The 26,387-nt window shown below is 74.8% G+C and carries 22 protein-coding genes; 8 read left to right on the top strand and 14 right to left on the bottom strand.

Annotated features, from left to right (window positions below; translation table 11 throughout):
- Window positions 1-26 precede the first annotated feature (26 nt).
- Window positions 27-1,025 carry an ABC transporter substrate-binding protein gene (locus BX266_RS29380; protein WP_099904685.1) on the bottom strand — a complete coding sequence of 333 codons (999 nt, stop codon included), beginning with the start codon at window positions 1,023-1,025 and terminating at the stop codon, window positions 27-29.
- A 348-nt stretch (window positions 1,026-1,373) separates the two neighbouring features.
- Between BX266_RS29380 and BX266_RS29375 the strand changes: the two genes are divergently transcribed.
- Complete coding sequence (locus tag BX266_RS29375) at window positions 1,374-2,141, top strand: IclR family transcriptional regulator (protein ID WP_099904683.1); 768 nt, start codon at window positions 1,374-1,376, stop codon at window positions 2,139-2,141.
- Between the two features lie 73 nt (window positions 2,142-2,214).
- Here the strand turns inward: BX266_RS29375 and BX266_RS29370 are convergent, their stop codons facing one another.
- From BX266_RS29370 to BX266_RS29350, 5 genes are all read right to left on the bottom strand, one after another.
- Window positions 2,215-2,838: a winged helix-turn-helix domain-containing protein gene (locus tag BX266_RS29370; RefSeq protein WP_099904681.1), complete on the bottom strand. Its 624-nt coding sequence runs from the start codon at window positions 2,836-2,838 to the stop codon at window positions 2,215-2,217.
- Between the two features lie 557 nt (window positions 2,839-3,395).
- The gene (locus BX266_RS29365) at window positions 3,396-4,004 is read right to left on the bottom strand and encodes an ATP/GTP-binding protein (protein ID WP_259464909.1); all 609 of its coding nucleotides are present in this window, start codon (window positions 4,002-4,004) and stop codon (window positions 3,396-3,398) included.
- Window positions 3,985-4,488 (bottom strand): DUF742 domain-containing protein, encoded by a 504-nt coding sequence (locus BX266_RS29360; protein ID WP_099904679.1) that lies wholly within the window; start codon window positions 4,486-4,488, stop codon window positions 3,985-3,987. Before BX266_RS29360 ends, BX266_RS29365 begins: the two co-directional genes overlap by 20 nt.
- 7 nt (window positions 4,489-4,495) lie before the next feature.
- Window positions 4,496-4,915: a roadblock/LC7 domain-containing protein gene (locus BX266_RS29355; protein WP_099904677.1), complete on the bottom strand. Its 420-nt coding sequence runs from the start codon at window positions 4,913-4,915 to the stop codon at window positions 4,496-4,498.
- Window positions 4,912-7,587, bottom strand: coding sequence for a nitrate- and nitrite sensing domain-containing protein (locus BX266_RS29350; protein ID WP_180290656.1), 2,676 nt, complete (start codon window positions 7,585-7,587; stop codon window positions 4,912-4,914). The genes BX266_RS29355 and BX266_RS29350 overlap by 4 nt, the downstream gene beginning before the upstream one ends.
- A 327-nt stretch (window positions 7,588-7,914) precedes the next feature.
- On the opposite strand from BX266_RS29350, the gene BX266_RS29345 reads away from it, so the two are divergent.
- Together BX266_RS29345 and BX266_RS29340 are read left to right on the top strand one after the other, a co-directional pair.
- Complete coding sequence (locus tag BX266_RS29345; RefSeq protein WP_099904673.1) at window positions 7,915-9,735, top strand: long-chain fatty acid--CoA ligase; 1,821 nt, start codon at window positions 7,915-7,917, stop codon at window positions 9,733-9,735.
- A gap of 140 nt (window positions 9,736-9,875) precedes the next feature.
- Window positions 9,876-11,021, top strand: a complete 1,146-nt coding sequence (locus BX266_RS29340; RefSeq protein WP_099904671.1) for a polysaccharide deacetylase family protein — start codon at window positions 9,876-9,878, stop codon at window positions 11,019-11,021.
- Window positions 11,022-11,118: 97 nt separating this feature from the next.
- Here BX266_RS29340 and BX266_RS29335 read toward each other — a convergent pair whose 3' ends face one another.
- On the bottom strand, window positions 11,119-11,916 hold the full coding sequence (locus BX266_RS29335) for an SGNH/GDSL hydrolase family protein (RefSeq protein ID WP_099904669.1): 798 nt from the start codon (window positions 11,914-11,916) through the stop codon (window positions 11,119-11,121).
- Between the two features lie 241 nt (window positions 11,917-12,157).
- Window positions 12,158-12,751, bottom strand: coding sequence for a hypothetical protein (locus BX266_RS29330; protein ID WP_218969278.1), 594 nt, complete (start codon window positions 12,749-12,751; stop codon window positions 12,158-12,160).
- A gap of 442 nt (window positions 12,752-13,193) precedes the next feature.
- Between BX266_RS29330 and BX266_RS29325 the strand changes: the two genes are divergently transcribed.
- Complete coding sequence (locus BX266_RS29325) at window positions 13,194-14,366, top strand: exonuclease SbcCD subunit D (protein ID WP_099904667.1); 1,173 nt, start codon at window positions 13,194-13,196, stop codon at window positions 14,364-14,366.
- Window positions 14,367-14,397: 31 nt separating this feature from the next.
- On the top strand, window positions 14,398-17,442 hold the full coding sequence (locus BX266_RS29320; protein ID WP_099904665.1) for an AAA family ATPase: 3,045 nt from the start codon (window positions 14,398-14,400) through the stop codon (window positions 17,440-17,442).
- Between the two features lie 55 nt (window positions 17,443-17,497).
- Here the strand turns inward: BX266_RS29320 and BX266_RS29315 are convergent, their stop codons facing one another.
- The 5 genes from BX266_RS29315 to BX266_RS29295 all read right to left on the bottom strand — a co-directional run bounded on the left by BX266_RS29315 (window position 17,498) and on the right by BX266_RS29295 (window position 20,726).
- Window positions 17,498-18,340: an alpha/beta fold hydrolase gene (locus BX266_RS29315; RefSeq protein ID WP_099904663.1), complete on the bottom strand. Its 843-nt coding sequence runs from the start codon at window positions 18,338-18,340 to the stop codon at window positions 17,498-17,500.
- A 22-nt stretch (window positions 18,341-18,362) separates the two neighbouring features.
- Window positions 18,363-18,584, bottom strand: coding sequence for a hypothetical protein (locus BX266_RS29310; protein ID WP_180290314.1), 222 nt, complete (start codon window positions 18,582-18,584; stop codon window positions 18,363-18,365).
- A gap of 77 nt (window positions 18,585-18,661) precedes the next feature.
- Window positions 18,662-19,084: a YjbQ family protein gene (locus BX266_RS29305; RefSeq protein ID WP_099904661.1), complete on the bottom strand. Its 423-nt coding sequence runs from the start codon at window positions 19,082-19,084 to the stop codon at window positions 18,662-18,664.
- 215 nt (window positions 19,085-19,299) lie between these two features.
- Complete coding sequence (locus tag BX266_RS29300; RefSeq protein ID WP_099904659.1) at window positions 19,300-19,575, bottom strand: hypothetical protein; 276 nt, start codon at window positions 19,573-19,575, stop codon at window positions 19,300-19,302.
- Window positions 19,576-19,841: 266 nt separating this feature from the next.
- Window positions 19,842-20,726, bottom strand: coding sequence for a hypothetical protein (locus tag BX266_RS29295; protein WP_099904657.1), 885 nt, complete (start codon window positions 20,724-20,726; stop codon window positions 19,842-19,844).
- 576 nt (window positions 20,727-21,302) lie between these two features.
- Between BX266_RS29295 and BX266_RS29290 the strand changes: the two genes are divergently transcribed.
- The 3 genes from BX266_RS29290 to BX266_RS29280 all read left to right on the top strand — a co-directional run bounded on the left by BX266_RS29290 (window position 21,303) and on the right by BX266_RS29280 (window position 25,185).
- Entirely contained in the window at window positions 21,303-23,483 is a 2,181-nt protein-coding gene (locus tag BX266_RS29290) for a bifunctional glycosyltransferase/CDP-glycerol:glycerophosphate glycerophosphotransferase (protein ID WP_218969277.1), read from the top strand.
- Between the two features lie 235 nt (window positions 23,484-23,718).
- Window positions 23,719-24,393, top strand: coding sequence for a 1-acyl-sn-glycerol-3-phosphate acyltransferase (locus tag BX266_RS29285; RefSeq protein WP_099904655.1), 675 nt, complete (start codon window positions 23,719-23,721; stop codon window positions 24,391-24,393).
- Window positions 24,394-24,522: 129 nt separating this feature from the next.
- Window positions 24,523-25,185: an NADPH-dependent F420 reductase gene (locus tag BX266_RS29280; protein WP_099904653.1), complete on the top strand. Its 663-nt coding sequence runs from the start codon at window positions 24,523-24,525 to the stop codon at window positions 25,183-25,185.
- A 68-nt stretch (window positions 25,186-25,253) separates the two neighbouring features.
- On the opposite strand, the gene BX266_RS29275 is transcribed toward BX266_RS29280, so the two are convergent.
- Window positions 25,254-26,339, bottom strand: coding sequence for a nuclear transport factor 2 family protein (locus BX266_RS29275; protein WP_099904651.1), 1,086 nt, complete (start codon window positions 26,337-26,339; stop codon window positions 25,254-25,256).
- Window positions 26,340-26,387 lie beyond the last annotated feature (48 nt).

Raw genomic sequence — 26,387 nt, 5'->3', positions numbered from 1 at the left:
GGTGCAGCAGGGGTCAGGGGCGGGGGTCAGGGGCGGGCGGCGAGCAGGGCGCGGGCGGCGGCCAGCGGGGCGGGGTCGGCCCAGGCCAGCACGTCCACCCGGTCGGCCAGGAAGCCGTGGGCGTGCAGGAAGCGCTCCTGCTGGGCGAGCAGGTCCAGACGCTGCTCGGACAGGTCCGGGTGCAGGGTGCGGTGCCCGCCGGCGGCGTACGCCCCGGCGACGCCCTCGGGGCCGGCGCCGGTCTCCGCGCCGAGGATGCGAGCCACCTCCGCGGGCCGGTCGGCCGCCCAGTCGGCGGCCCGCAGCAGCACCGCCAGGAAGCGCGCGACCAGCTCCGGCTGCTCGTCCAGCAGGTGCTGGTGCACGGTGATCGGGCGGGGCGTGCCGTTGTTCACCCGGTGCCGGCGGTCCAGCAGTGCGTCCAACTCCACGGCGGGCACCGCCTGGTAGCGGCGCGCGGCCTCCACGGCGAGCGCCCCCTTCACGTACACGGCGTCCACCCGGCCGTCCCGCAGCGCGGCCAGCTCGGCCTCCCACTGACCGCCGCCGGGCCCGGCCGGAACCTCCACCCACTCGGCGTCGTCCGGCGTGAGTCCGGCGGAGGCCAGCGCACCGTGGTGGCCGGCCAGCGCCATCGCGCGCCAGAAGTCGATGCCGATCGGATGCCGGGGCACCGCCAGGCGCGCCCCGCGCAGCTGCTCGGCGGAGCGGATGTCGCTGTCCTCGCGGACCAGGATCGCCTGCCGCTCCTCGATCCAGGTCAGGCCGAGCAGCCTGGTCCGCTCGCCACGCGAACGCGCCCACAGCGCGGGGACGTTGCCGCCTTCCCGGAACAGCCCGGTCAGCGCGTGCGTGTAGTGGTGGTCGGCGGCGACCTCCGGCGCGGCGTCCTGCAACGAGCGCACCGTGATGCCGTCCGCCGCGAACTCCTCGGCCAGCCAGCCGCGGTCGGCGGCGATGCCGGTCGCGGTCGGCACGGGGCAGCGGGTGAACCACAGGGTGTCGGGGTGGGGCAACGTGCTCATGGTGGGGCTCCGGAGATCGGCAGGAGGCTCACGCCCGTTCCACGAAGTGGGAAGCGGCGCGGCAGGAGAGAGGGGTTCGCGGACGGTCAGCGACAACAGGAGAGGCGGCACCGGTGCGTGTTCACGGTGGACCCCCTCCTGCTCGAACCGGCTGATGCTCAGAGCGTTCCACCTGGCCGAGGGCGGAATCAAGCCTTGCCAGATGATGGGATCACCTGTTCACGGAACGCCCGGTGGCCGCAACACTGCCGACACACTGCCGTCGCGATCACTCCCATATCCTGGAAATCCCAGGGGAGTTGACGCCGCCTTCGCGGCCGCCCCGCCGCCCCGACCGGAAAGGGCCCCATGCCCGCGACCCTCCCCGCCCCGCCGGCCGGCGCGCAGGCGGTCCACCGGGCACTCGGCCTGCTGCACTGCTTCCACGACAACGGGCCCGACCTCAGCGCGTCCGAACTGGCCCGCCGGATGGGCCTGTCGGTGTCGACCGCGCACCGCCTGGCCCGCACGCTGGTCGCCACCGGCTTCCTCGATCAGGACGAGCGCACCGCCCGCTACCGCCTCGGCCCGGCCGTCGCCGAACTCGGCCAACTCAGCTTCCACCAGCGAGGTCTGCACCTGGCCGCCCCCGAACTCGCCCTGCTCGCCCGGCGCACCGGCGCCACCGCCGACCTCGCCATCCGCTCCGGCCCGCACGCGGTCATCCTGGTCGGCGGCTCGGTGCTGCCCTCCACCGGCCTCGGCCTGCGCCGCCCGCTGCACTCCACCGCGCTCGGCAAGGCGCTGCTCGCCTGGCCCTCACCCACCGAGCCCCCGCTGCACGGCCCGCTCCCCGCCTACACCGACCGGACCCTCACCGAACCCGCCGCGCTCGAAGCGGAGCTGGCCCGCACCCGGGAACGCGGCTACGCCCTCAACGACGGCGAGTCCGCCCCCCAGGTCCGCACCCTCGCCGTCCCCGTCCTCGACCACACCCGCACCGCCCGCTTCGCCCTCGCCGTCCGCTCCACGCCCACCCGCCTGACCGACGACGCCCTCCCCCGCACTCTCGCCCACGCCACCGCCTGCGCCCAGGCCCTGACGATCCTCCTGCTCCCCCCGGACCAGCGCCCCTGACACAGAAGGTCCCCGGCCGCGTGCGGCCGGGGACCCGAGGACTTCGAAGCGCTACCGGTGGAGGACCCGGACCCTACGCGGCCGGCGCGTACTTGTAGCCGACGCGGCGGACGGTGACGATCGTGTCGCGGTAGGCGGCGCCGAGCTTGCGGCGCAGGCGGGCGACGTGGACGTCCACGGTGCGGCCGTCGCCGACGTGGCCGTAGCCCCAGACGGTGTGGACCAGCTGGTCGCGGGTGTGGACGCGGTGCGGGTGCTCGGTGAGGTGGGCGAGGAGTTCGAACTCGAGGTAGGTGAGGTCGAGCAGGGAGCCGTCGACGTAGGCGTTGCGGCGGTCCGGGTCGACCGAGATGCCGCTGTCCGCGGGGCGGATGAAGGGCTTGGGCGAGACGGCGGCGGGGACGGCCGCGGGGGCGGGCTGCTCGGCGGGCACCAGCACCAGGTAGCCGACCAGCGGGGCGCTCGCGGTGGCGCCGAGCTGCGTCAACAGCCCCTGCGACAGCACGGACTGGGGCAGCGCGGCGACCACCGCGGCGCCGCCCTGCAGCCCGGCGAGCAGGCTCTCCGGGGCGGGCGCCGGGGCCGGGGCCGGGACGGCGGCGGGAACGGCGAGCGGCCGGTGGGCGGGGAGGGAGCGGACCGCTCGCAGGTGCGGGGTCGAGGTGGCAGTGACGGTGGCAGTGGCGGCGTACGACATGTCGAAGACTCTTTCGCGCGTGACGGGCGGGGGATGGTCGTCGTCTGCGCTTCCGGCGCACCGGGACTGACGGTCGGTCAGTGCTCGGTGTTCAGGGCCGGGAGGCGCGGGTCGCACGCCGACAGGTCTGGTCGAAGTGGTGGCCCTGGCGCGAGGGCCAGAAGGGTTCGAGGAGGGTGCGAGCGGGCACGGCGGATCTCCGGAGGGCGCGGCGGGTTCGGCGGGGCGCACGGAGCCGCCACCACCCGCGGGGCGAACAGCGGGGGCGGCGGCGCGTCAGCGACAGCAGGCGCTGTAGATCAGACCGTGGTCGATGTACCGACGGACCGTCAGCACGGGGAGGGTGGCGAGCCGGACGTCTGCGGTCATGGCGTTGCTCCTCCCCCGGGGTGTGTCGTCGGCGGCCCGCGACGAGCGAACGGCGGGCACGGGTACGAGCGTTCCACGCCGAGTGCCCGCCAGGCAACCCATCGCACCCATCGGTCCGCAGGGCGGGACAGAAACCGTCCACCATCCGGACGTCACCGCTCCGACCTGCGATGACGTCAAAGGGTCGCCTACAACCGGATTCCGGCCCGCTCGGCCGCGTGCTCGACCAGCCGGATCAGCAGCTCCTTGCCGTCCTCGCGCCGCCGCGCGTCGCACAGCAGCACCGGCACCCCGGCGGGCAGGTCGAGCGCGGCGCGGACGTCCTCGGGGGCGTACACCTCGGTGCCCTCGAAGCAGTTGACGGCGACCACGAAGGGGATGCCGCGCTGCTCGAAGTAGTCGACGGAGGGGAAGGAGTCCGCGAGCCGGCGGGTGTCGGCGAGGACGACCGCGCCCAGGGTGCCGCGGGCGAGTTCGTCCCAGACGAACCAGAACCGGTCCTGGCCGGGGGTGCCGAACAGGTAGAGGGCGAGGCCGGGCCTGAGGTCGATCCGGCCGAAGTCCATCGCGACGGTGGTGGTGCGCTTGGTCTCCACCCCGGCGGTGTCGTCGACCGGGCGGCCGCGCTCGCTGAGCGCCTCCTCGGTGCGCAGCGGGCGGATTTCGCTGACCGCGCCGACCAGGGTGGTCTTGCCCGCGCCGAAGCCGCCGGCGATCAGGATCTTGACCGCGCTGGTGGCCCACGGAGCCTTGCGGGCGAGGGCGGGTGAGGGTGCGTCAGAGTGCACGGAGGCCATTGATCACGTCTCGCAGCAGGCGCTCGTCCGGTTGGTGGGCGAGCTGGACGGGTCGGGTGACGCTGATCAGCTCGGCGTCGTGGAGGTCGCCGAGCAGGACCCGGACCACGCTGACCGGCAGGTCGGTGTACGACCCCAGCTCGGCGACGCTGAGCGGCTCGTCGCGGCAGAGGTCGAGGATGGCGTGGTGCTCGGGGTCGAGCACCAGGTCGGCCCGGAGGCCGCCGGGCGCGGGCCCGGCGGCGGAGACCAGCGAGATGAGGTCGAACAGGCCGTCCTCGACCGGGCGGGCACGGCCTCTGGTCATCGAGAACAGCCGGACCACCGGTCCGGCTTCGTCGTCGAACCAGCGGTCGTCCACCGGGGTGCGGGGCGAGAACAGGTCGACCGACGGCTCGTCGGTCGACCCTTCGTCCGCGCTCGCTCCGGTGCGGCCGGCCGGGGCGGGCGCCTCGGTCGGCTCGGTCGGCTCGGGCTCGCTCATCGGTCGGTCATCTCCCGGGCGGGGTGGTCTCGGTCCTCGGCTCGGCGGCCAGGTGCTCGCCGACGCGCTTCACCAACAGTGCCATCTCGTAGGCGATTTGGCCCACATCGGATTCGGCGTCGCTGAGCACGGCCAGGCAGCTGCCGTCGCCGGCCGCGGTGATGAACAGGAAGGCCTCGTCCAGCTCGACCATGGTCTGCCGGACACCGCCGACCTGGAAGTGCCGGCCGGCGCCCTTGGCGAGGCTGTGGAAGCCCGCCGCGACCGCGGCGAGGTGCTCGGCGTCCTCCCGGGCGAGGCCGCTGGAGACGCCGGTGGCCAGGCCGTCGCTGGAGAGGATCACCGCATGCCGAAGGGTCGCCACCCGGCCGACCAGGTCGTTGAGGAGCCAGTCGAGGTCCCCGGACGGCGGTGTTGTTGCGGTCATGATTCGGTTCCTTCTGCTGGTGCGGGCGGTGCGGGCGGAGCGATCGGCGGCTGGTGGGCCGGGGGGACGGAGCGGACGGGCGCGGGCGGCAGGGCGTGCGGCACCGGCGCGGACGGCAGCGCGACCCGCAGGCGCGGCTGGCCGGGCAGGAACGGCGCTGCGGGAGCGGGGCGTCCGGGCTGCGCCGTCGGCTCGCCGTCCTCCGGGTCGGAGCGCACCACGGTGAGCGAGGCGGGCTGCAGCCGGTCGCCGCGGCCGCGGGCGAAGCCGCGCTGGAAGGAGGCGAAGGCGGACCGGGCCTCCTCGGGGCTGCGCTCGCGCGCCGACTCGGTGCTCTCCCCGGCGGTCTCGGCGCGCAGTTGGGGCGCCAGGTTGGCCTGCCGAACCCGGCGCGGGAGCAGCCCGCCGGCCACCGGCCCGGCCGGGCCGACCGGTTCGAGCGGGGCGATCGGGGTGAGCCCCGGCCGGGGCGCGGCCGGCGCCGCGGCGGGAGCGGGCGCCGTCGTGGCCGCCGCGGCGGCTTCCTCGGCGCGCCGGTGGCGGCCGGTCCCCGAGGCGGCCTCGGCCGGGGCGCCGCCCCGGCGGCGGGGCAGCCCGCCGGGGGTGGTGGAGGGTGCGGCGGCGGACGGCCGGGGCCCGCCGAGCGGCTTGGCCTGCGGCGCGGCGGGCGCGGCGTGGGCGCCGTGCTGGCGGCCGGCCTCGACCGCGCCGGGGGCGCGCCGGTGGGTGTCGTCGACCGTGGGGCGCGTGCCCTCGGGCGCCATCTCGACGGCCTCGGCGAGCAGTTCGCGCGGGATCAGCACCACGGCGGAGCTGCCGCCGTACGGGGAGGGCCGCAGGTGGACCCGGATGCCGTGCCGGCGGGCCAGCCGGGAGACCACGAACAGGCCCAGCCGGTCGGTGTCGGCGAGGTCGAACTCCTGCTCCACGGCGAGGCGCTGGTTGATGTCGGCGAGGTGCTGCTCGCTCAGGCCGAGGCCGCGGTCGTCGATCTCCAGGCAGAAGCCGTGCGCGACCACCTCGCCCTGCACGGTGACCTGGGTCTGCGGCGGCGAGAACACGGTGGCGTTCTCGACCAGTTCGGCGACCAGGTGGGTGACGTCGGCGACGGCGCTGCCGAGCAGGCCGGTGCCGGGGAACGGCCGGACGATGACCCGGGCGTAGTCCTCGACCTCGCCGACGGCGGCGCGGACCACGTCGACCATCCGGACCGGCTTGCGCCAGGCGCGGCCGGGCGAGCCGCCGGAGAGGATGATCAGGCCCTCGGCGTGGCGGCGCATGCGGGTGGTGAGGTGGTCGAGGCGGAACAGGTCCTCGAGTTCCCGCGGGTTCTCGGTGCGGCGCTCCATGGTGTCGAGCAGGGTGAGCTGACGGTGCAGCAGCACCTGGGAGCGGCGGGCCAGGTTGACGAAGACCGCGGAGACGCCGCGGCGCAGTTCGGCCTGTTCGACGGCGGCCTCGACGGCGACCCGCTGGACCTCGTTGAAGGCCCGGCCGACCTGGCCGATCTCCCCGGCGCCGAACTCCAGTTGGGGGACCTCGGCGACCACGTCGACGGGCTCGCCGCGGCGCAGCCGGAGCATCACCGAGGGCAGCCGGGTGGCGGACAGGTCGCCGGCGGCGTTGCGCAGGCCGACCAGTTCGCGGACCAGCCGGCGCCCGGTGCGGTAGGAGATGATGATCGAGACGACCACGGCGGCGAGGCCGATCAGGCCGGCGATGCCGCCGCGCAGCAGGGAGTTGACGGCGTAGGCGCGGGCCTGGTCGCCGATCTTGTTGGCGAGCCGGCCGTTGATCGAGTCGAGGTCCCTGAGCACCTGGTCGGCGGTGTCGCCCCAGGCGTCGACGGGGCCGCCGCGGACTTCGCCGGCCCGGTCGGAGGCCTTGTCGAAGCCGGTCTCGGCGGTGGTGAGCTGGCTCCAGGTCGGGCCGGTGCGCAGGTCGTTGTAGTCGCTCTGGTCCTGCGGGTCGAGTTCGGCGATGTAGACCCGGAACAGCGCCTGCTGGGCGTGCATGGCGTCGAGCGCGACCTGCTGCTTGCGCGGGTCGTTGGCGACGGCCTGCGGACCGGCCCGCAGCGCGCGCATCGCGGCGGTCTCCTGGGAGAGGTACTCGCCGGCCCGGGTGAGCTCGATCAGGATGGTGCCCTGCCGGGGCAGGGTGCCGGTCTGGTTGGCGATGAACGAGGACCGGAAGGCGAACACCGGGGTGATCAGGTCGCTGTAGTCCTTGAGCGCGCCGTCCCAGCTCTGCCGCTGCTGGCCGATCCGGGCGCGGACGGCGGTGAGCTCGTCGGCGGCGGTCAGCATGTCGAGGTAGCGGGCGCGCTGGTCGGCGTCGAGCTTGCCGGCGTCGCCGCTGCTGCCCTCGTAGCGCAGCAGTTGGAGGTGGCGGTCGGTGTTGGTCTGCGCCTTGGCGTAGTCGGAGACGAAGCCCTGGTCGGCCGGGTTGGCGAGGCGGAGCACGGCGGTGGCGCGTTCGGCCTGCAGGTCGGCCACGTACTGGTCGGCCGGGTCGCCGAAGGCCTGGTAGGTGGAGCTGAGGTCGAGCTGGCTCCACACGTCGCCGGTGGTGATGAGGGTCGAGTACACCCACAGCCCGCTGAGCGCCGTGATCGGCACCAGGAGCAGCGCGATGATCCTCGCGCGGATCGAGCTGCGGCGCAGGCGCATGTGGGTCCTTAGTGGTCCTCGGTCGGGAAGGTCACCGGGCACGAGCGGGCGTGGGCGTGGCGGGGCACGGGTGGGTACGAGAGCCGCGAGCCTACTACTTCCTGACCATCCGTTCGTAGGGTGGAAGTGCATCGTGATCGGCTGTTGTCCGGATCGTCCTCGAATTTCCCCACCGCGCCCCGACATGGCCTGGACCTGCGGCACTGTCTCCGGTGCGGGGTGTCGTCGGCCGGTGACTCTGGGCAGCGCCGCGCCGATCGGGTAGCTTCGCGGGTACCGCTTTCCGGCCGTGCGCGCCGGCGCGGGATCGGCGGGATCGGGGGTACCGTGCGAGAGTTCAGCAGCCCCGCGCTCGGCGCCGGGGTGACCGGCGGCCTGGCCGACTCGGTGTTCGACCGGGCGGAGCGGGAGCCGCGGCTGGTGCAGCTGTCCCGACAGGTGGACGGTGCCTGGCATCCGGTGACGGCCGCTCAGTTCCGGGACGAGGTGCTGGCGCTGGCGAAGGGTCTGCTGACCCGCGGGGTGCGCTACGGCGACCGGGTCGCGGTGATGTCGGCGACCCGCTGGGAGTGGACGCTGTTCGACTACGCACTCTGGTCGATCGGCGCGATCCCGGTGCCGGTGTACCCGACGGCCGCCGCCGAGCAGGTCCGCTGGATCCTGGCCGAGACCGCGGCGGTGGCCTGCGTGGTGGAGGACGAGGACCAGGCGATGACGGTCGGCGCGGTGTGCGACGCGCTGCCGGAGCTGACCGGCATCTGGCAGCTCGACCGGGGCTGCGTGGCGCAGCTGGCGGCGGACGGCCGGGGCGTGCCGGACGCGCTGGTGCACCGTCAGCGGGTCGGCGTGACGCCGGACTCGCTCGCCACCGTCATCTACACCTCCGGCACCACCGGCCGCCCGAAGGGCTGCCTGCTGACCCACGGCAACCTCGCGTCGGTGGCGGATGCGCTGCTGGCGGGCTGGGAGGAGGTGTTCCGGGACACCGGCGGCGGGCAGGCCGCGACCCTGCTGTTCCTGCCGCTGGCGCACGTGTACGGGCGGATCACCCAGGTGGTGGCGGTGCGCGGCGGGATCCGGATCGGGCACCACGGGAAGGTGTCGGCGGACAGCCTGCTGCCGGCCCTGGCCGCGTTCCGGCCGACCTTCCTGCACGCGGTGCCGTACATCTTCGAGAAGATCCACCGCCGGGCCCGGGAGGCCGCCGAGTCGGCCGGCAAGCTGGAGGTGTTCGACCAGGCCGAGCGGGTGGCGGTGGAGTGGGCGGCCGCCTGGGAGCGCCGGGCGCACCGGGAGGGCCCGGGCCCGTCCCCGGCGCTGCGGGTGCGGCACGCCGCGTACGAGCGGCTGGTGTACCAGCGGGTGCGGGCGGTGCTGGGCGGCCGGGTGCGCGCGGTGATGTCCGGCGGCTCCATGCTGGGGCGCGAGTTGGGCCTGTTCTTCGCCGGCGCCGGGATGACGGTGTACGAGGGCTACGGGCTGACCGAGACGGCCGCGCCGATCACCGCGAACCCGCCGCGCAGGCCCCGCTTCGGCACGGTGGGCCGTCCGCTGCCGGGCGCCGCGGTGGTGATCGCCGAGGACGGCGAGGTGTGGGTGCGCGGCGACGGCGTGTTCTCCGGCTACCTGAACCACCCGCGCTGCTCGGACGAGGCGCTGTACCGGGGCTGGCTGGCCACCGGGGACCTCGGATCGATGGACGAGCACGGCTACCTGACGCTGACCGGCCGCAAGAAGGAACTGATCGTCACCTCCTCCGGCAAGAACCTCGCGCCCGCGGTGCTGGAGGAGCGGGTGCGCACCCATCCGCTGATCGCGCAGTGCCTGGTGGTGGGCGACAACCGGCCGTACGTGGCGGCGCTGATCACGCTGGACCCGACGGCGCTGGCGCACTGGCTCAAGGCCCGTGGGCGGGCCCAGCTGGAGGTCTGGCAGGCGCTGTCCGACCAGGAGCTGCACCACGAGGTGCAGCGGGCGGTGGCGGCGGCGAACACCACGGTGTCGCGGGCCGAGTCGATCCGGGCGTTCCGGCTGCTGCCGCGGGAGTTCTCGCTGGAGGACGGGCTGCTGACGCCCTCGCTGAAGATCCGCCGGGCCGCGGTGGCGGAGCGCTACGCGGCCGACATCGAGGAGCTCTACGCCGGTTGACTGATCTCCGACGATTTCGCTTGACCACCGGGATTGGTCCAGTCCATTGTGTGCACCGGCCTGGTGCGGCAGGGCCGCGACCGACCCCCGCCCCCTCCGGGAGTCACGCCTTCTCTCCACCCCCACACTGGAGTTGATCCGTGCTCAGTTCCGCACGCCGCTTTGCCCGCCGCCCGGTCCGCGCGCTCGCCGCGGCCGCCACCGCCACCGTGCTGGCCGCCCTGGTCAGCGCTCCGGCCGCGCACGCGGACGCCCCGGCCACCGCGCCGAACCTGCCGAACCTGGCGACCAACCCCGGCTTCGAGATCCCCACCCTGCCGCTCGCCGACTGGGGCTCGATCCCCGGCTGGCACTGCGCCCCCGGCGAGGGCGCGGTCACCGCCGCCGCCCGCACCGGCGCCTCCGCCCTGACGGTCACCCCTGCGGCCCCGGACTCCAACGCCCAGTGCACCCAGACCCTGGCGGTCCGCCCCGGCACCACCTACACCTACCGCGCCTGGGTGCACGGCTCGTACGCCTTCCTCGGCGCCACCGGCACCGGCCACGACGTGGCCCCCGCCTGGACGCCGTCCACCGGCGCCGGCTGGCAGCAGCTGTCCACCACCTTCACCACCGGCCCGAGCACCTCCTCGGTGCAGCTCTACGTCCACGGCTGGTACGGGCAGGGCCCGATCGGGGTCGACGACGTGGAGGTCACCGGCGACTCGCCCGCCCCCGCGCACGCCACCTGGAACGCGCCGACCGAGGACAAGGTCGTCTTCATCACCATCGACGACGGCTGGACCCGCACCTCCGAGGCGGCGCAGCTGATCGCCGATCAGCAGGTCCCGGTCACCGCGTTCCCGCTGCCGATGCCGGAGGGGTTCGAGCCGGACTACTTCAGCCGGGTCACCGCCGCCCCCGGCTCCGCCGTGCAGGACCACAGCGTCTCGCACCGCGACCTGACGACCCTTCCGCCCGCCGAGCAGCAGGCCGAGATCTGCGACGCCCGGGACGCCGTCACCGCCCGCTACGGCACCACCCCGACGCTGTTCCGCCCGCCGTACTTCGCCTGGAACGCCGACACCCAGCAGGCCGCCGCGAACTGCGGCATGCGGTACCTGGTGACCGCCACCGCCGACTTCGGCTGGGGTGCCTCCACCGTCTACCGTGGCGGTGCGCTGCAGCCCGGTGACATCATCATCCTGCACTTCACCGACACCCTGGCGAGCGACCTCAAGCGCGCGCTGGACGCGGCCCGGGCGGCCGGACTGACCCCCGCCGCGCTCGGCGACTACCTGCGCTGAGCCGCGCCGCTCCCCCACGACACCGGTGGCCGGGCCCCTCCCACGGGCCCGGCCACCGGCTCGTTCGTCCCCCACGGACGCTACCGCCGGGCTACGCTCACGCGGCCGCCGCGAAGGACGGCAGGTAGCCGTTGGCCTGGCCGGTGGCGTTCGGGTGGTAGCTGTCGCTGATCGGCAGCGAGGTGCTGTTCAGCCACTGGGTCGAGGAGCCGCAGATCTCGTGCTCCGCGAACACCGTCCGGACGTCCTTGTAGGTGAAGCCGGCCGAGGCCGCCGCCTTGGAGATCACCGTGTCGAGGGTGTCCGCGGCGCTGTTGATCGCGGTCCGCTTGGTGTCCGAGATGCCGAAGATGCAGCTGCCCGGGACCTTGTACAGGTGCGGGTAACCCAGCACCACCACATGGGCGTTGGGCGACTTGGCCTTGATCTTGCCGTACAGGCTGGTGAGCTTGCCGGGCAGCGTGTTGGTGGCGAAGCTCTTGGCCGCGTTCACCGCGCTCAGGCAGGAGCTCTCGCTGTTCAGCACGCAGGTCTGCATGGTCGAGGCGAAGCCCGCGTCGTTGCCGCCGATGGTGATCGACACCAGCGTGGTCGAACTGGTCAGCGCGCTCAGCTGGTTGTTGGCCACGTCGTCGGTGACGGCGCCCGAGCAGGCGACGAACGAGAACGAGGACGGCGCGTGGGCGTTGGCCCACAGCTGCGGGTACGCCTTCGTGCTGCGCGAGCAGCTCCCGCTGGCGCTGGTGTAGCTGCCGGACCCGACGCCCGCCGAGTACGAGTCGCCGAGCGCGACGTAGTTGACGCCGGCGGCGCTCGCCTCGGTGGCGGCGGCGAGCGTGGTGATGGACAGGGCTGCCGCGGTGAGCGCGACGGAGACAGCACGGACGCGAGACATCGATCCTCCAGTGAGTGACCAAGGCCGGGGAGTGACGTAGGCCACACATTGGATACCAGCCAGTAGCCTCGCGGGGAAGCGGTCATGCCAAAGAAATTGACGAACACTCATCGAACGTGACCCCAACGGCCGCTACGCGCGAAGACCCACTCCTGACCTGGGCTGCACAAATAGCAACGGGTCATCGATCGACCACCGGATCGTCAGATCGGCATACCGGCCCGGGTATCGGCCGCCGCGCTCAGCGCAGGCGGCAACCGGCGGCCGGAAGTTCCTCGATCGTCTCCACCGCCAGCGCCGGAACACCCCACAGCGCCACCGCGGCCGCCACCGCCGCCCGGGCCTGCCGCAGACCCGGCAGCCCCCACCCGAGCAGCTCCACCGCCAGCCCCGGCGCGACCAGCAGCCGCCGGTAGTGCCGGCCCGACGCCGGGTCGGGCGCCGACGCCCCCACCCCGTGCAGCGCGGCCGCCATCCGCACCCGCGCGCACTCGTGGCCGCCGTTCGCCGACCCGACCCGGTCGTACAGGTACCCGAGGTACACGGCAGGACCGATCACCGCCTGCGCCTCCTCGCCCGCCTCCCGGGCCAGCGCCGAACCAGGGTCCCCGGCGTCCTCCGGCTCCAGCGAACCCCCCGGCAGGCTGACGATCCCGTCGCGCGGGTTGACCAGCGTCAGCACCCGACCGTCCGGCGCGAACAGCCACCCCCAGGACTGCTTCACGGGCAGCCCCGCCGGCACCGACTCGCCCGGCCGCCACGGCCACCCCGCGTTCGGCCGCCGCCGCACCCGCCCGAGCAGTTCGGAGATCTCCGGGCTGAATTCGATGCCCATCCCACTCCTTCCGCTCTCCCGGGCTCACGGCCGCCACCTGATGATCTTCCCCGAACACCCGACCGATGAACAGCCCCGACCGCCACCCGGGTCACCTCCCCCGACACCCCGCGGACCTCCCCCACCCCGCCCCGCCCCTTCCTCCCTTCCTTCCCTTTTTCCTCCCTCCCGTCCCGGTGCTGTCACTCGTCACCGTGAAACTCGACGACGGCCCGACCACCAACGGCCCCTCCCCTCCCCCTCGTCCCTTCCTCCCTTTTCGTCCCTCCCGTCCCGGCGCTGTCACCCGCACCTGTGATACTCGACGACGGCCGGACCACCAACGGCCCCTCCCCTCCCCCTCGTCCCTTTCTTCGTTTTCGTCCCTCCCGTCCCGGCGCTGTCACCCGCACCTGTGATACTCGACGATGGCCGGACCACCACGGAGTCGACGAGGAGTGACGTGAGGCTGCTGCACACCTCGGACTGGCACCTGGGCCGATCCTTCCACCGCGAGAACCTGCACGAGGCGCAGCGCGCGTTCCTGGACCACCTGGTGGCCACCGCCGTCGCCGAGCGGGTGGACGCGGTGCTGGTCGCGGGCGACGTGTACGACCGGGCGCTGCCCGGGCTGGAGGCCGTCGCGCTCTTCGACGACGTGCTGTGGCGGCTGTCCGAGCACGGCGTCCCGACGGTCTTCATCAGCGGCAACCACGACTCGGCCCGCCGGCTGGGCGTCGCCTCCCGGCTGATCGAGCGGGCCGGCATCCACCTGCGCACCGACCCGGGCGCCCTCGCCGTGCCCGTCCTGCTGCGCGACGGGCACGGCCCGGTCGCCGTCTACGGCCTGCCGTACCTGGAGCCCGCGCTGGTGCGCGAGCGCCTCGGCCTGGCGAAGGGCGGCCACGAGCAGGTGCTGGCCGCCGCGATGGACGCGGTCCGCGCCGACCTCGCCGCCCGCCCCGCGGGCACCCGCGCGGTGGTCCTCGCGCACGCCTTCGTCACCGGCGGCGCGGCGAGCGACAGCGAGCGGGACATCGCTGTCGGCGGCGTGCAGAGCGTGCCGTCGGCGGTCTTCGACGGCGTGCACTACGTGGCGCTCGGCCACCTGCACGGCTGCCAGACCCTCGCCCCGCACCTGCGCTACTCGGGCTCCCCGCTGGCGTACTCGTTCTCCGAGACCCAGCACGAGAAGTCCATGTGGCTGGTCGACCTGGACGCCGCCGGCGAGGTCGAGGCCCGCCGGATCACCTGCCCGGTGCCGCGGCGGCTCGCGCAGCTCCGCGGCCCCCTCGACGAGCTGGTCTCCGCCGACCGGCACGAGTGGGCGCGCGACTGCTGGGTGCAGGCCACGATCACCGACCCGGTCCGGCCCGCCGATCCGATGGAGCGGCTGCGCGCCCGCTTCCCGCACACCCTGCAGCTGCTGTTCGAGCCCGAGGGCGGCGAGCAGGGCGCGGCGCCGTCGTACGCGCAGCGGGTCAGCGGGCGCACCGACCAGGAGGTGGTGGAGGGCTTCGTCGCCCATGTCCGCCCGGGCCGGGAGCTGGACGGCAGCGAGCACGCCTGGCTGCTGGAGGGCCTGGAGTCGGTGCGCCGCACGGCGGCCGCACGGGCCGAGGAGAACGCCCGATGACGCACCCCCGGTCGCCCCTGGAGTCCGCCCGATGAGGCTGCATCAGCTCACCGTCACCGCCTTCGGCCCGTTCGCGTCCACCGAGCGGGTCGACTTCGACCGGCTCAGCGCGTCCGGCCTGTTCCTGCTGCGCGGGGCGACCGGCGCCGGCAAGAGCAGCGTGCTGGACGCGGTCTGCTACGCCCTGTACGGCGAACTGCCGGGCACCCGGCGCAGCAACGGCGTCCGCAGCGACCACGCCGGCCCGGACCGGCGCACCGAGGTGGTGCTGGAGGCGACGCTCGGCGGGCGGCGGCTGGAGATCACCCGCAGCCCGGAGCAGTCCCGGCCGAAGAAGCGCGGCTCCGGGTACACCGTCGAGAAGGCGCAGACGCTGCTGCGCGAGTGGGCCGCGGACGCCGGGTCGGGCGAGCCCGGCTGGGTGGCCGTCAGCCGCTCCCACCAGGAGGCCGGCGAGGAGCTGACCCGCCTGCTCGGCATGAGCCGGGACCAGTTCTGCCAGGTGGTGCTGCTCCCGCAGGGCGACTTCGCGCGCTTCCTGCGCTCCGACTCCAAACAGCGCGCCGAGCTGCTCGGCCGGCTCTTCGACACCGGCCGCTTCGAGCAGTTGGAGCGCTGGACGGCCGACCGCCGGCTGCGCCAGGAGCAGCAGGTCCAGGCCGGGCGACAGCAGCTGCGCGACCTCGCGGCCCGCGCCGAGGAGGCCGCCGGCCCGCTCGCCGCGGACGCCGCCGCGCACCGGCCGGGCGAGGACGCCGCGGTGGGCGAGACCCTGGCCTGGGCGGCGATGCTGCGCGGCGCCGCCGCCGAACGCGCCACCGCGACCGCGCTGGCGCTGGCCGCCGCCGAGACCGCGCACACCGCGGCGCGCGAACGGGCGGACGCCGAGGCCACCCTGGCGGACCGTCAGCACCGGCACCGTACCGCGCAGCACGACCGGCTCCGGCTCACCGCCGCCGCCACCGGGTCGACCGCCGACCGGGCCCGGCTCGCCGCGGCGCTGGCGGCCGAGACGCTCGCCCCGCTGCGCTCCCTGCACCACTCCGCCGCCGCCGGCCACCGGGCGGCCGCCCAGTCCGAGGCCGCCCGCCGGACCGCCCTGGCCGCCCTGCTCACCCACTTCCCGCCGCCCGCCGGCGCACCCCTGACCCACCTCGCCCCTACCCCGCAACTCGCGGCCGCCGAGAGCGCGTTGCGCGCCGAGCTGACCCGGCTGGAGGCCGCCGGGGCGGACGAGGAGCGGCACCGGCGGCTGACCGCCGAGCGGGTGGAGCTGACCGCCGAGCGGGAGCGGGCCGACGACCTGGCGGACGAGTCGCAGGAGTGGCTCGCGGGCTTCGACGGCCAGCTGAAGCAGCTGCACGCCGACCTGGAGGCGGCTCGTGACGCACACGCCGGGCTCGACCTGATCGACACCCGGCAGCGGGAGTTGACCACCCGGCATGACGCGGCCCGCCGCCACGCGCAGCTGCTCGCCGCCCGGGCGGCCGCCGAGGACGAGGCCCGGGCCGGGACCGACGCCGCGCAGCGTGCCCGGGCCCGCACCCTCGACCTGCAGGAGCGCCGACTGGCCGGCATGGCGGCCGAGTTGGCCGCCCAGTTGGCGGACGGCACGCCCTGCCGGGTGTGCGGTTCCCCCGAGCACCCGGAGCCGGCCCGCCCGGCCGCCGACCCGGTCACCGCCGCGGACGAGCAGCGGGCCCGCGCCGCCCAGCGCGAGGCCGAGGCCGAACTCGACGCGGTGAACGCCAGGTTGGGCACGCTACGGGCCGAAGCGGCGGCCGCCGAGGTGGCCGCGGGCGGCCGAAGTGTCGCCGAACTCGAAGACGAGATCGAGGAGTTGGGCGCGCAGCGGCGCGCCGCCCTGCACACCGCGGAGCGGCTGGTGCCGCTCGGGCAGCAGATCGAGCGGCTGGAGCGCGAGCGCGAGGCCCGCCGGGAGCGGCTGCGGCGGGCCGGTGAGCGCGGCGCGGTGCTGGCCGACCGGCTGGGCGCGCTGAGCCTCGAAGTCGATTCACTGGCCGGGCGGATCGCCGCCGCCCGGGGCGACGCCCCGTCGGTCGCCGCCCGGGCGGCCGCCGTCGCCGAGCTCGGCGCCGCCGTCACCGCCGTGCTGGACGCGGCCCGCACCGCCGCCGACGCCGCCGACCGGCTCGCCGAGGCGACCACCGCCCTGGAACGCGCGGCCCTGGCCGCCGGCTTCACCGACCTGCCCGCGCTCGCCGCGGCCGCCCTGCCCGCCCCCGAACGTGAGTCCCTGCAACGGAAGTTCGAGCAGTTGGACGCCGCGCTGGAGCAGGCCGCGGCCCGGCTGGCCGACCCCGAGCTGCTGGCTGCCGCCGAACGCCCGCCCGCCGCCGCCGAGGCCGCGCGCTCGGCCGAGCAGCACGCCACCGCCCGGCTGCGGGCCGCCGACGCCGCGCACCGCACGGCGGTCGACCGCATCGAGGCACTCGCCCGGATCGGCCGCACCCTGGCCGCGCTCGCCGACGCCCTCGCCCCCGTCCTGGACGCGTACGCCCGGATCAGCCGGCTCGCCGCGCTGCTGGCGGGCGCCCCGGCGGAGAACGCGCTGCGGATGCGCCTGGAGTCGTACGTCCTGGCCGCCCGCCTGGAGCAGGTCGCCGCGGCGGCCAGCCGGCGGCTGCTGAAGATGTCCGGAGGCCGCTACACCCTGGTGCACAGCGACGGCCTGGTGGCCGGCACCCGCCGCTCCGGCCTCTCCCTGCACGTGGTCGACGCCTGGACCGGCCGCGAACGCGACACCGCGACCCTCTCCGGCGGCGAGTCCTTCTTCGCCTCCCTCGCCCTCGCCCTCGGCCTCGCCGACGTGGTCACCGACGAGGCCGGCGGCATGCCGCTGGACACCCTGTTCATCGACGAGGGCTTCGGCACCCTCGACGAGAACACCCTCGAAGAGGTCATGGACGTCCTCGACTCGCTCCGCGAACGGGACCGCGCCGTGGGCATCGTCAGCCACGTCGCCGACCTCCGCACCCGCATCCCCGCCCAGCTCCTGGTCCGCAAGCACCGCCACGGCTCCACCGTCCACCACACCACCCGCGAGGACGCCTGACGGTGGCTCGGCCCCGGGGCCGGGCGGGTACCCCGGCGCGGTGCGCCACTCCGGCTCAGGGCCGGGGACCTCGATCGCGCCCGGGCGGCTCTCCCTCCGCCAGGAACCGGGCCGCCATGCGGCCCCAATTCCGGACTTCGGCAAGGGTGTTCGAGATGTGCAGGCGGGCGGCGGGGAGGTGGGCGGCGAGGGTGTGGGCGGTGCTGAGGGGGTGGACGGGGTCGGTGGGCCAGGCGAGCAGGAGAACGGGGTGCGGGAGGGTGCGGAGGGTCTCGGGGGTGGGCAGGTCGGCGTCGGCGGCGGCCCGGAGAGCGGCGGGGAGAAGGGCTTCCGGAAGGTCGAACTCGGTGGTGTACTGCGGGACTTCGGCGAGGACGGCGGGCGGGCCGGAGATCCGCGCGGCGGCGTCCAGCGCGCCCCGGCCGCGCCGTTCCACCAGGGTGGCGGCGGCCCGCAGGCCGCTGCGCCGGGCGGTGCGGGCCTCCCAGGCGACGGCGGGGATGGCGAGCACCAGCCGGTCGAAGCGTTCGGGGCGGGCGAGCGCGGCCCACAGCACGGTGGCGGTGCCCATGGACGCGCCGAGGCCGGTGACGGGGGCGTCGGGCGAGAGGTGGTCGCACAGGGCGAGCAGGTCGGCGGCCAGCGACGGGTAGCTGTAGTCGGCGGGCTCGGCCCGGCCGGTGGACTCGCCGTGCCCGCGGGCGTCGTACCGGGCCAGCCGGTGGGTGGCGGTGACGGGCGTCCAGTCGAACAGTCCGGCGCGCTGCTCGTGGGCGCGGCTGGACAGCGCGCCGTGGGCGTGCACGGCGAGCGGCCCGCGGCCGGTGGCGGTGTACGCGAGGCGGGCGTGCGGGCGCTGCAACCGGCCCGTGTCGGGCGCGGCGACGGTGGCGGTCATCGGCGGGCGGCCTGAGCTGCCGTCAGCCGGAGCACGCGGCGCGCTGGGCCTGCTGCCAGGTGCAGACGGGGCAGAGCGTGCTGCCGGGCGTCCCGGCCGGGTACTCGGTCCGCTCGCCGCAGAGCACGCACGCGGCCCGCTCCCCCGGGCCGCCGGCCTGCAGCCCGCGCAGCGCCTGTTCGGGGTCGGCGGAGACCTCGCAGATCTGCTCGACGGGTTCCGCGGTGTTCGACTGCTCTCCCATGCCTCCAAGCCTACGACCCCCGTCCGGCCGGGCCCCGCCCCGCCCTGGAGGCCCGGCGCATTCGGAAGGGGGTCGGGTCAGCCGAGGAAGGAGAGGCGGAGCTTGCGCTGCGGGTTGTCGCGGTTGGTGTCGATCAGCACGACGGACTGCCAGGTGCCGAGCGCGATCCGGCCGCCGATCACGGGCAGGGTGGCGTGCGGGGCGACCAGGCCGGGCAGCACGTGGTCGCGGCCGTGGCCGCGGCTGCCGTGCCGGTGCGCCCAGCGGTCGTCGGGGGGCAGCAGTTCGCGCAGGGTGGCGAGCAGGTCGTCGTCGCTGCCCGCGCCGGTCTCGATCACGGCGATGCCGGCGGTGGCGTGCGGGACGAAGACGTTGAGCAGCCCGTCACGGCCGTCGGCCACCTCCCGGAGGAAGGCGTGGCAGCGGTCGGTGACGTCGAGGGCGATCTCGTCACGGCCGGTGGTCAGGTCGAGGGTCTGGGTGTGGAAGGTGTCGGACATGGAGCCATCCTGTCCGATCTTGGGCGGGGGCCCGTAGAGGCGGCGGCCGAACGCCACCCGAGCGCCAGGGAGCCCGCCAGGTCGCGCCAGCGCCCCGCCACCGCGCGCCACGGGGAGCGTCCGCCCGGCCACGGCGGGGACGACGAAAGCCCGACGGACTCCCGGTCCGTCGGGTCGTGGCGCGGGGGCGGCGGGCCGCCCGGCACGCCGGTTGCTCAGCCGCGTCCGCCGAACAGGCTCCGCTTGAGGCGGCGCAGCGGGGCCATCAGGGAGACCCGCGCGGTGCGGCGCGGCGTGGCCGCGGCGGCCGGCACTCCGGGCCCGCGCGGCGTCAGTTCCCTTATCAGGCCGAGCGCTTCTGCCGTGTCCACCACCGGGAGCGCGGGCGCGCCGAGGACGGCGAGGTGCCGGTCGATCCGGCGGCCGGTCGTGCCGACGCCGCACTGGATCGCGGGCACCCGGGGCCGCGGCCGCACTTGCATCTGTTCCATCTGTTTCCCACCCCTACGAGGCGCCAGGGCCGTGAGGCGAAGACTATCCGGCTATGACGGCCTTCACACAACCGTCCTGGTGTTCTGCCACCGTATCGTGCGAACAGAACTGACGCTTCACCAGAGGGCCATGGTCTCGGTCACGACTACGCATCGGTTGATGGTGCACCATCCAAGCACTGACCGGGTGTCAGGTGCTGCGGCGGATCGGGGTGTTCGCCGCGCGCGCGGGGTGGCGCGGGTGCGCCGGGCGCGCGTTCGACCGCTCACACCAGCGACACCTCCTCGACCTCCCGCGGGGGTTCGGGGTCGCGGGGCGGGTCGAGGACGGCGGAGACGCCGTAGCCGCACAGGCCGAGTCCGAGCAGCGCGGTGAGGACCAGCACCACCACCCAGGCGGTGGGCAGCCGCCAGGCGACGTGGCCGCCGTAGCGGATCAGGCCGGCCAGGCCGAGCAGCCCGGTGATCACCATGGCGGCCATGCCGCTGCGCACCCGGCGCAGTTCGGCCTCCCGGCTGGCCAGCAGCAGGGCGGCGCCGAAGGTGAGCGCCCAGGCGCCGAGGGCCCGGACGTCGAGCGGGCGGGCGGTCCACGGCCAGTGCGCGGCGAGGCTGCCCGGGCGCAGCGCGAGCGCGAGGCCGAGCAGGGTGAGCAGGGCGCCGCCGCTGACCATCGGGGCGGCGACCCACCAGGGCAGGCGGGGGGTGCGGGCCGGCGCGGGGCCGCGGGTGAGCAGCTGGGCGCCGAGCGCGGCCAGGCCGATCGGGAGGGCGGCGAGGTGGACGCCGAGCCAGCCCCAGGCGGCCAGGAAGCCGATCACCGCACCGCCGGAGAGGTGCAGGGCGGGCCGCTCGGCGAGGGTGGCGGCGGCCATCAGCACCATCAGCAGGGCGCTGGCGGCGGTGACCACCCGGACCTCGGCCCAGCTGCGGGCGCGGACGGCGAGCAGCAGCATCACGGCGGCGCCGCCGTACGCGGAGCCGAGCAGGGCGGCGGTGACGGGGGACATCCGCCAGGCGAACAGGTCGTCGGTGGAGCCGGCGGCGGGCCACAGGGTGAGGAAGGTCCAGCAGGCGGCGGCCGCGAGCGGACCGAGCATCAGCGCTTTCAGGACCGGGCTGACCGGCCGGACCGGCAATGAGGTGTCCATGGCGGCTCAATCCCCCTTGTGAGACGTGGCGTCAATATAGGAGCGGCCCGCGGGCCGGGCAATGCCTCCGACACACGGCCTGGACGCGCAGGTCACCCAGCGTTCAGAAATTGAACACATACGAGGGATTGACGTGGCTGAAACCTCCAAGCAATATCTGTATCGACACGGGAACGCGGGGAACAGCCGCTCATCCCCGGTCGGGTGGTTTCGAGCTTGAACGAATCACCCGACCATCCCTTCATATGAACTTCCGACACCACGGTGAGTCACTGTCCGGCCGTCTCGACGCTGCGGCGGCCCGACTCCGGTGTGGTGTACGGACCGGCGGTCGATCGTTGAGGGTCGGTCGGACCGCCAACCGGGCTGCCGGTGCCGCCGCTGGTACGGCGCGGCACCGGCGGTCGCGTTTCCGCGCCGCCCGCGCCGCCCGCGGCACCCCGGCAACCCCGACCACCTGCGCCCGGGGTGCCGCGGACCGGCCCCGCTCCCAGAGTTCGTTCAGGCCCGCTCGGTAGAGTGTGCGTACCGGGCGACCTGCCGGGAGCCACCCATCCCTTCGCGGAGTGAACGCACGTGCCACCCCTGCTCAGCATCGTCCTGCCCGTACACGGCGTGGAGCGCTTCCTGCCGCAGTGCCTGGACTCCCTCCGCGCGGACGGCGCCGCCCCCGGCGAGGTCGAGCTGATCGCGGTGGACGACCTCTCCCCCGACGGCTGCGGCGCCCTGCTCGACGCGCACGCCGCCACCGACCCCCGGATGCGGGTCCTGCACCTGACGGAGAACCAGGGCCTGGGCGGCGCCCGCACCGCCGGCCTGGCCGAGGCCACCGGCAGCTACGTCTGGTTCGTCGACAGCGACGACTGGCTGCCCGACGGCACGATCGACGCGGTCCTCGCCGAGCTCCGCGCCGAACTGGCCCGCGAGGTCCCCGCGGACGTGCTGCTCACCGACTTCACGCACGTCTACCACGACGGCGGCGAGGAGCCGAACCCCTGGCGCCGGGTGATGGCCGGCTCCCCGCTGGTCGAGGGCTGCACCGCCGCCGAGCACCCGGCCCTGTTCAACGCGGTGCTCGCGGTGTGGAACAAGGTGATGCGCCGCCAGTACCTGCTCGACCTGGACGTGCACTTCGGCCGCGGCTACTACGAGGACATCTCGGTCACCTACCCGCTGCTGCTCGCCGCCGACCGGCTGCGCTACCTGGACCGCGCCTGCTACCACTACCGGCGCGGGCGCCCCGGCGCGATCACCGCCACCGCCTCGCCCAAGCACGCCGACGCCTTCGCCCAGTACGACGCGATCTTCGCCTTCCTGGACCGCAGCGAGCGCGCGGACCGGCTGCGCGGCCTGGTCTTCGACCGCACCGTCAAGCAGGCGCTCACCGTCTACGACACGCCCGGCCTGGTGCCGGTCGAGCTGCGGCCCGAGTTCTTCGCCCGGATCACCGGCCACTTCGCGAAGCACCGCCCGGCCGGGCACCCCTTCCCGTCCGGCCTGCGCGGCGTCCAGTACCGGCTGGCCGCCCGCGGCTCCCGACGCGCCTACGACGAGCTGCGGCGCGGCGGCCGCCTGCCCGGCGCGGTCAGGCGCGGCACCCGGGGGGTGGCCCCCGGCATGAAGAAGGCGGTGCGCTCCGGCGCCCGGTTCACCGCGTACCAGGCGTTCCGGCGGCTGCCGATCGACGAGAACCTGGCGGTGTACGCGGCGTACTGGCACCGCGGCTACGCCTGCAACCCCGCCGCGATCTACGCCAAGGCCCGCGAGCTGGCCCCGCAGGTGCGCGGGGTGTGGGTGGTGGAGAACGCCGCGCGGGCCGCCACCCTGCCCGCCGGGGTCCCGTACGTCGTCGTCAACACCCCGGCGTACCTGCGGACCATGGCAACCGCCAAGTACTTCGTCAACAACGTCAACTTCCCGCACACCATGACCAAGCGGACCGGCACCGTGCACGTGCAGACCCAGCACGGCACGCCGCTGAAGGCGATGGGCATGGACCTGGTGGACCGGCCGATCGCCGCCGACGGCATGGACTTCGAGCGGCTGCGCGAGGCGGTGGCGCGCTGGGACTACCTGGTGTCGCCGAACCCGCACACCAGCGAGCACTTCGCCCGGGCCTTCCCCGGCACCTACCAGATCCTCGACACCGGCTACCCGCGCAACGACCGCCTGGTGAACGCCACCGCCGAGGAGTGCGCCGAGGTCCGCCGCGGCCTGGGCGTCGCCGACGGGCAGCGGACCGTGCTGTACGCGCCGACCCACCGCGAGTCCAGGGGCGGCTACCTGCCGCTGCTGGACCTCCCCGCGCTGGCCGAGCGCCTCGGGCCCGGCTGGACGGTCATGGTGCGCACCCACTACTTCCACGACGGCGGCGCGGGCGACCTGACGGCCGGTCAGGGCGCGGCCCGGCTGCTGGACGTCTCCGACCACCCGTCGGTGGAGGACCTGTACCTGGCGGCCGACACGCTGGTCACCGACTACTCCTCGATGATGTTCGACTACGCGGTGCTGGACCGGCCGATGGCGGTGTACGCCCCCGACTGGGAGGAGTACCAGCAGGTCCGCGGCGTCTACTTCGACCTGATGAAGGAGCCGCCCGGCGCGGTCACCACCGACCAGGACGCGCTCACCGCGGCCCTGCTGGCGGGCGACCCGGAGCCGGCCGCCCGGCGGCGCTTCCGCGAGCGGTTCTGCCCGTGGGACGACGGCCGCGCGGCGGAGCGGGTGGTCAGCCGGATCTTCCCGGTCCGCGGCTGAGCGCGTCCCGTACCGCGTCTCACCTGGTGGGAAGGCGCCTTCCCACCAGGTGGGCGTGACGAGGATCGCAATCGCGCGATTGCGGCGGGTGGTGGACGCCCGGCGGGGTGCATGTCGTAGTGTGCGGTTCTGAAACCAGTGGTCCGGCCTCCGTCCGAGTCGCGTGCCTCGCCCCTCCGCGGGTGGCGGCGCTGGGCGGGGTCGGCTTTCCGTTTGCCCCGGCCAGGGAGGGCCAGTGATCGACCTCGTCACCAAGCTCGTGCTCAAGCCCCTCGCGAAGGCCCTGTACCGGCCGACCATCGAGGGCCTGGAGAACGTGCCGCGCAAGGGCGGGGTGATCCTGGCGAGCAACCACCTGTCGTTCGTGGACAGCGTGGTGATCCCGCTGGCCGCGCCGCGCCGGGTGTTCTTCCTCGCGAAGGCCGAGTACTTCACCGGCACCGGCGTGAAGGGCGCGATCTCCCGGGCCTTCTTCACCCACGTGATCAACGCCGTCCCGGTCGAGCGGGGCAGCGTCCGCGCGGCCACCGCCTCGCTGGAGGAGGGCCTGCAGATCCTGGAGTCCGGCCGGGCCTTCGGCATCTACCCGGAGGGCACCCGCTCGCTGGACGGCCGGCTGTACCGCGGCAAGACCGGCGTCGCCTGGCTGGCGCTGACCGCCGGCGTCCCGGTGGTCCCGGTCGCCCTGGAGGGGCCCGAGCACATCCTGCCGGTCGGCAAGCGGATTCCCCGGCTGCGCAGGATCACCGTCCGGTTCGGCGAGCCGCTGCACTTCGACCGGCTGCACGGCCAGGCCCGCTCCGCGAAGGTCCGCCGGCAGGTCACCGACGAGGTGATGGACGCCATCCACGCGCTCTCCGGCCAGGAGCTGGCCGAGCAGTACAACGAGGCCCCGAAGAAGGCCGCCTGACGGTCCGTCGGCGGCGGCGGGGCCCGGCCCGGGAACAATCGCGCGGGCCCCTCGGTTCGGCATCCACGGGGCGCCCCGGCGCCCCCTGCCCCAGCATCACCGGACCGAGAAGCACGGAGCGCGATTCCCATGAAGATCGGCATCATCGGCGCAGGCAACATCGGCGGCAACCTGACCCGCCGGCTGACCGCCCTCGGGCACCAGGTCGCGGTGGCCAACTCCCGCGGCCCGCAGACCCTGACCGAGCTGGCGGCGGAGACCGGCGCGACCCCGGTCGCGGTGGGCGACGCGGCGGCCGGCGCGGAGCTGGTCGTGGTCACCATCCCGCTGAAGAACATCCCGGGCCTGCCGGACGACCTGCTCGCCGGCGCGGCCGACGGCTTCGTCCTGCTGGACACCAACAACTACTACCCGCGCGAGCGCGACGGCCGGATCGCCGGCATCGAGGACGAGGGCGTCACCGAGAGCCGCTGGGTGGAGCAGCAGCTCGGCCACCCGGTGGTGAAGGCCTTCAACGGCACCTACGCGCAGGACATCCTGGAGCTCCCCCGCCCGGCCGGCGACCCCGAGCGGATCGCCCTCCCGGTGGCCGGCGACGACCCGGCGGCCAAGCAGCTGGTGCGCGAGCTGATCGACGAGCTCGGCTTCGACACCGTGGACTCCGGCGGCATCGACGACTCCTGGCGCCAGCAGCCGGACACGCCCGTCTACGGCCTGCGCGCGGGCGTCGAGGGCGTCACCAAGGCCCTCGCCGACGCCTCCCCGGAGCGGCCGGCCGCCTTCCGCGGCTGACGCCCCGTCACCACCGGGCGGGGGCGCGCACCGCGTCCCGGCCCGGCGGCGTCCGGGCCCGGCGGCCGTCAGTAGCCGATCGCCTCGCGCAGCAGCAGCACCGTGCCGCGGGCGAACCGGGTGGCCGCGTTCAGCACCAGCAGCTGGTTGACGGCGGTGCCCTGCCCGTACGCCTCCAGGGCCCGGGCCTGCTCCAGCGGGACGGCGTGCTCCTCCAGGCGGCGCAGCGCGGCGGGCAGGTCGGGGACGACCTTCTGCGCGCCGACGACCCAGATCGCGTGGCCGGCGCCCCCCGCGTTGGCGGGCAGCTGGCTGCCGGAGGCGGAGGCGATCAGCAGGGAACCGGTCTCGGTGACGGCGGTGACGCTGCCGAGGACCACGTCGGGCGCGGCGATCAGGCGGCGGAGCTCGTCGGCCCCGGCGGCGCGGTCCATCGCCAGCACCCGGGGCTTGACGGCGTCCGGGCGGGCGTTGACGTCCTCGTCGATGCCGGACAGCCGCAGGGTCTCGCTGGCGGTGGTGAACACGCTCGCCTGCTCCGGCAGCAGCTCCCGGACCCGGGCCCGGGCGGCGGCGGCGTCGTCCAGGACCTCCACGGTGAAGCCGTGCTCGGTGAGCGCGGCGGCGGCGCGGTCGAGCGCGGCCTCCGACGCCGGGTCGGTGAAGGCGGGACGGGCGGCCCCGTCCGCCGCCGCCACCGCCTGCGGCGCCCAGGGCGCGTTCGGGGCCGTGCCGGCGAGCGGGCTGGTGTCCAGGTAGCGGATCTCGTAGACCCGCTCGGCGAACCGCCAGCCGTCCGCGGTGCGCCGGTAACGGTCGTGGTAGATGGCGTAGTTGATGCCCTGTATGCCGTTGTGCAGCCGGACCACCTCGTGCATGTGGGCGCGCCCGGTGGCGGTGTCGCCGTCGATCCGGATCGCGCCGGGGTGGGTGTTCTGGATGAAGAAGTCCCACTGTTCCTGGAGCTTCTCGCCGCCGGCCCGGATCTGCTCGGGCCCGGTCAGCTCGATCGGGACGTCGGGCATCCGCAGCACCCCGTCGGCGGTGAACAGCGCGGCCATTCGGGGCCGGTCGCGCATCATCGCCGCATCGGTGAACTCGGCCTGCAGCGCCTGGATCTCGACCCGGTCGGCGACGGTCTGGAAGGTGGTCATCGGGTTCTCCGTTCCTGTGTCTGCCCCTCCGACGAAACAGCCCGCCGG

The sequence above is a fragment of the Streptomyces sp. TLI_171 genome, assembly GCF_003610255.1.
GTDB lineage: Bacteria > Actinomycetota > Actinomycetes > Streptomycetales > Streptomycetaceae > Kitasatospora.
The sequence above is the reverse complement of the archived record's forward strand: the minus strand, read 5'-3'. Positions and strand labels throughout refer to the sequence as shown.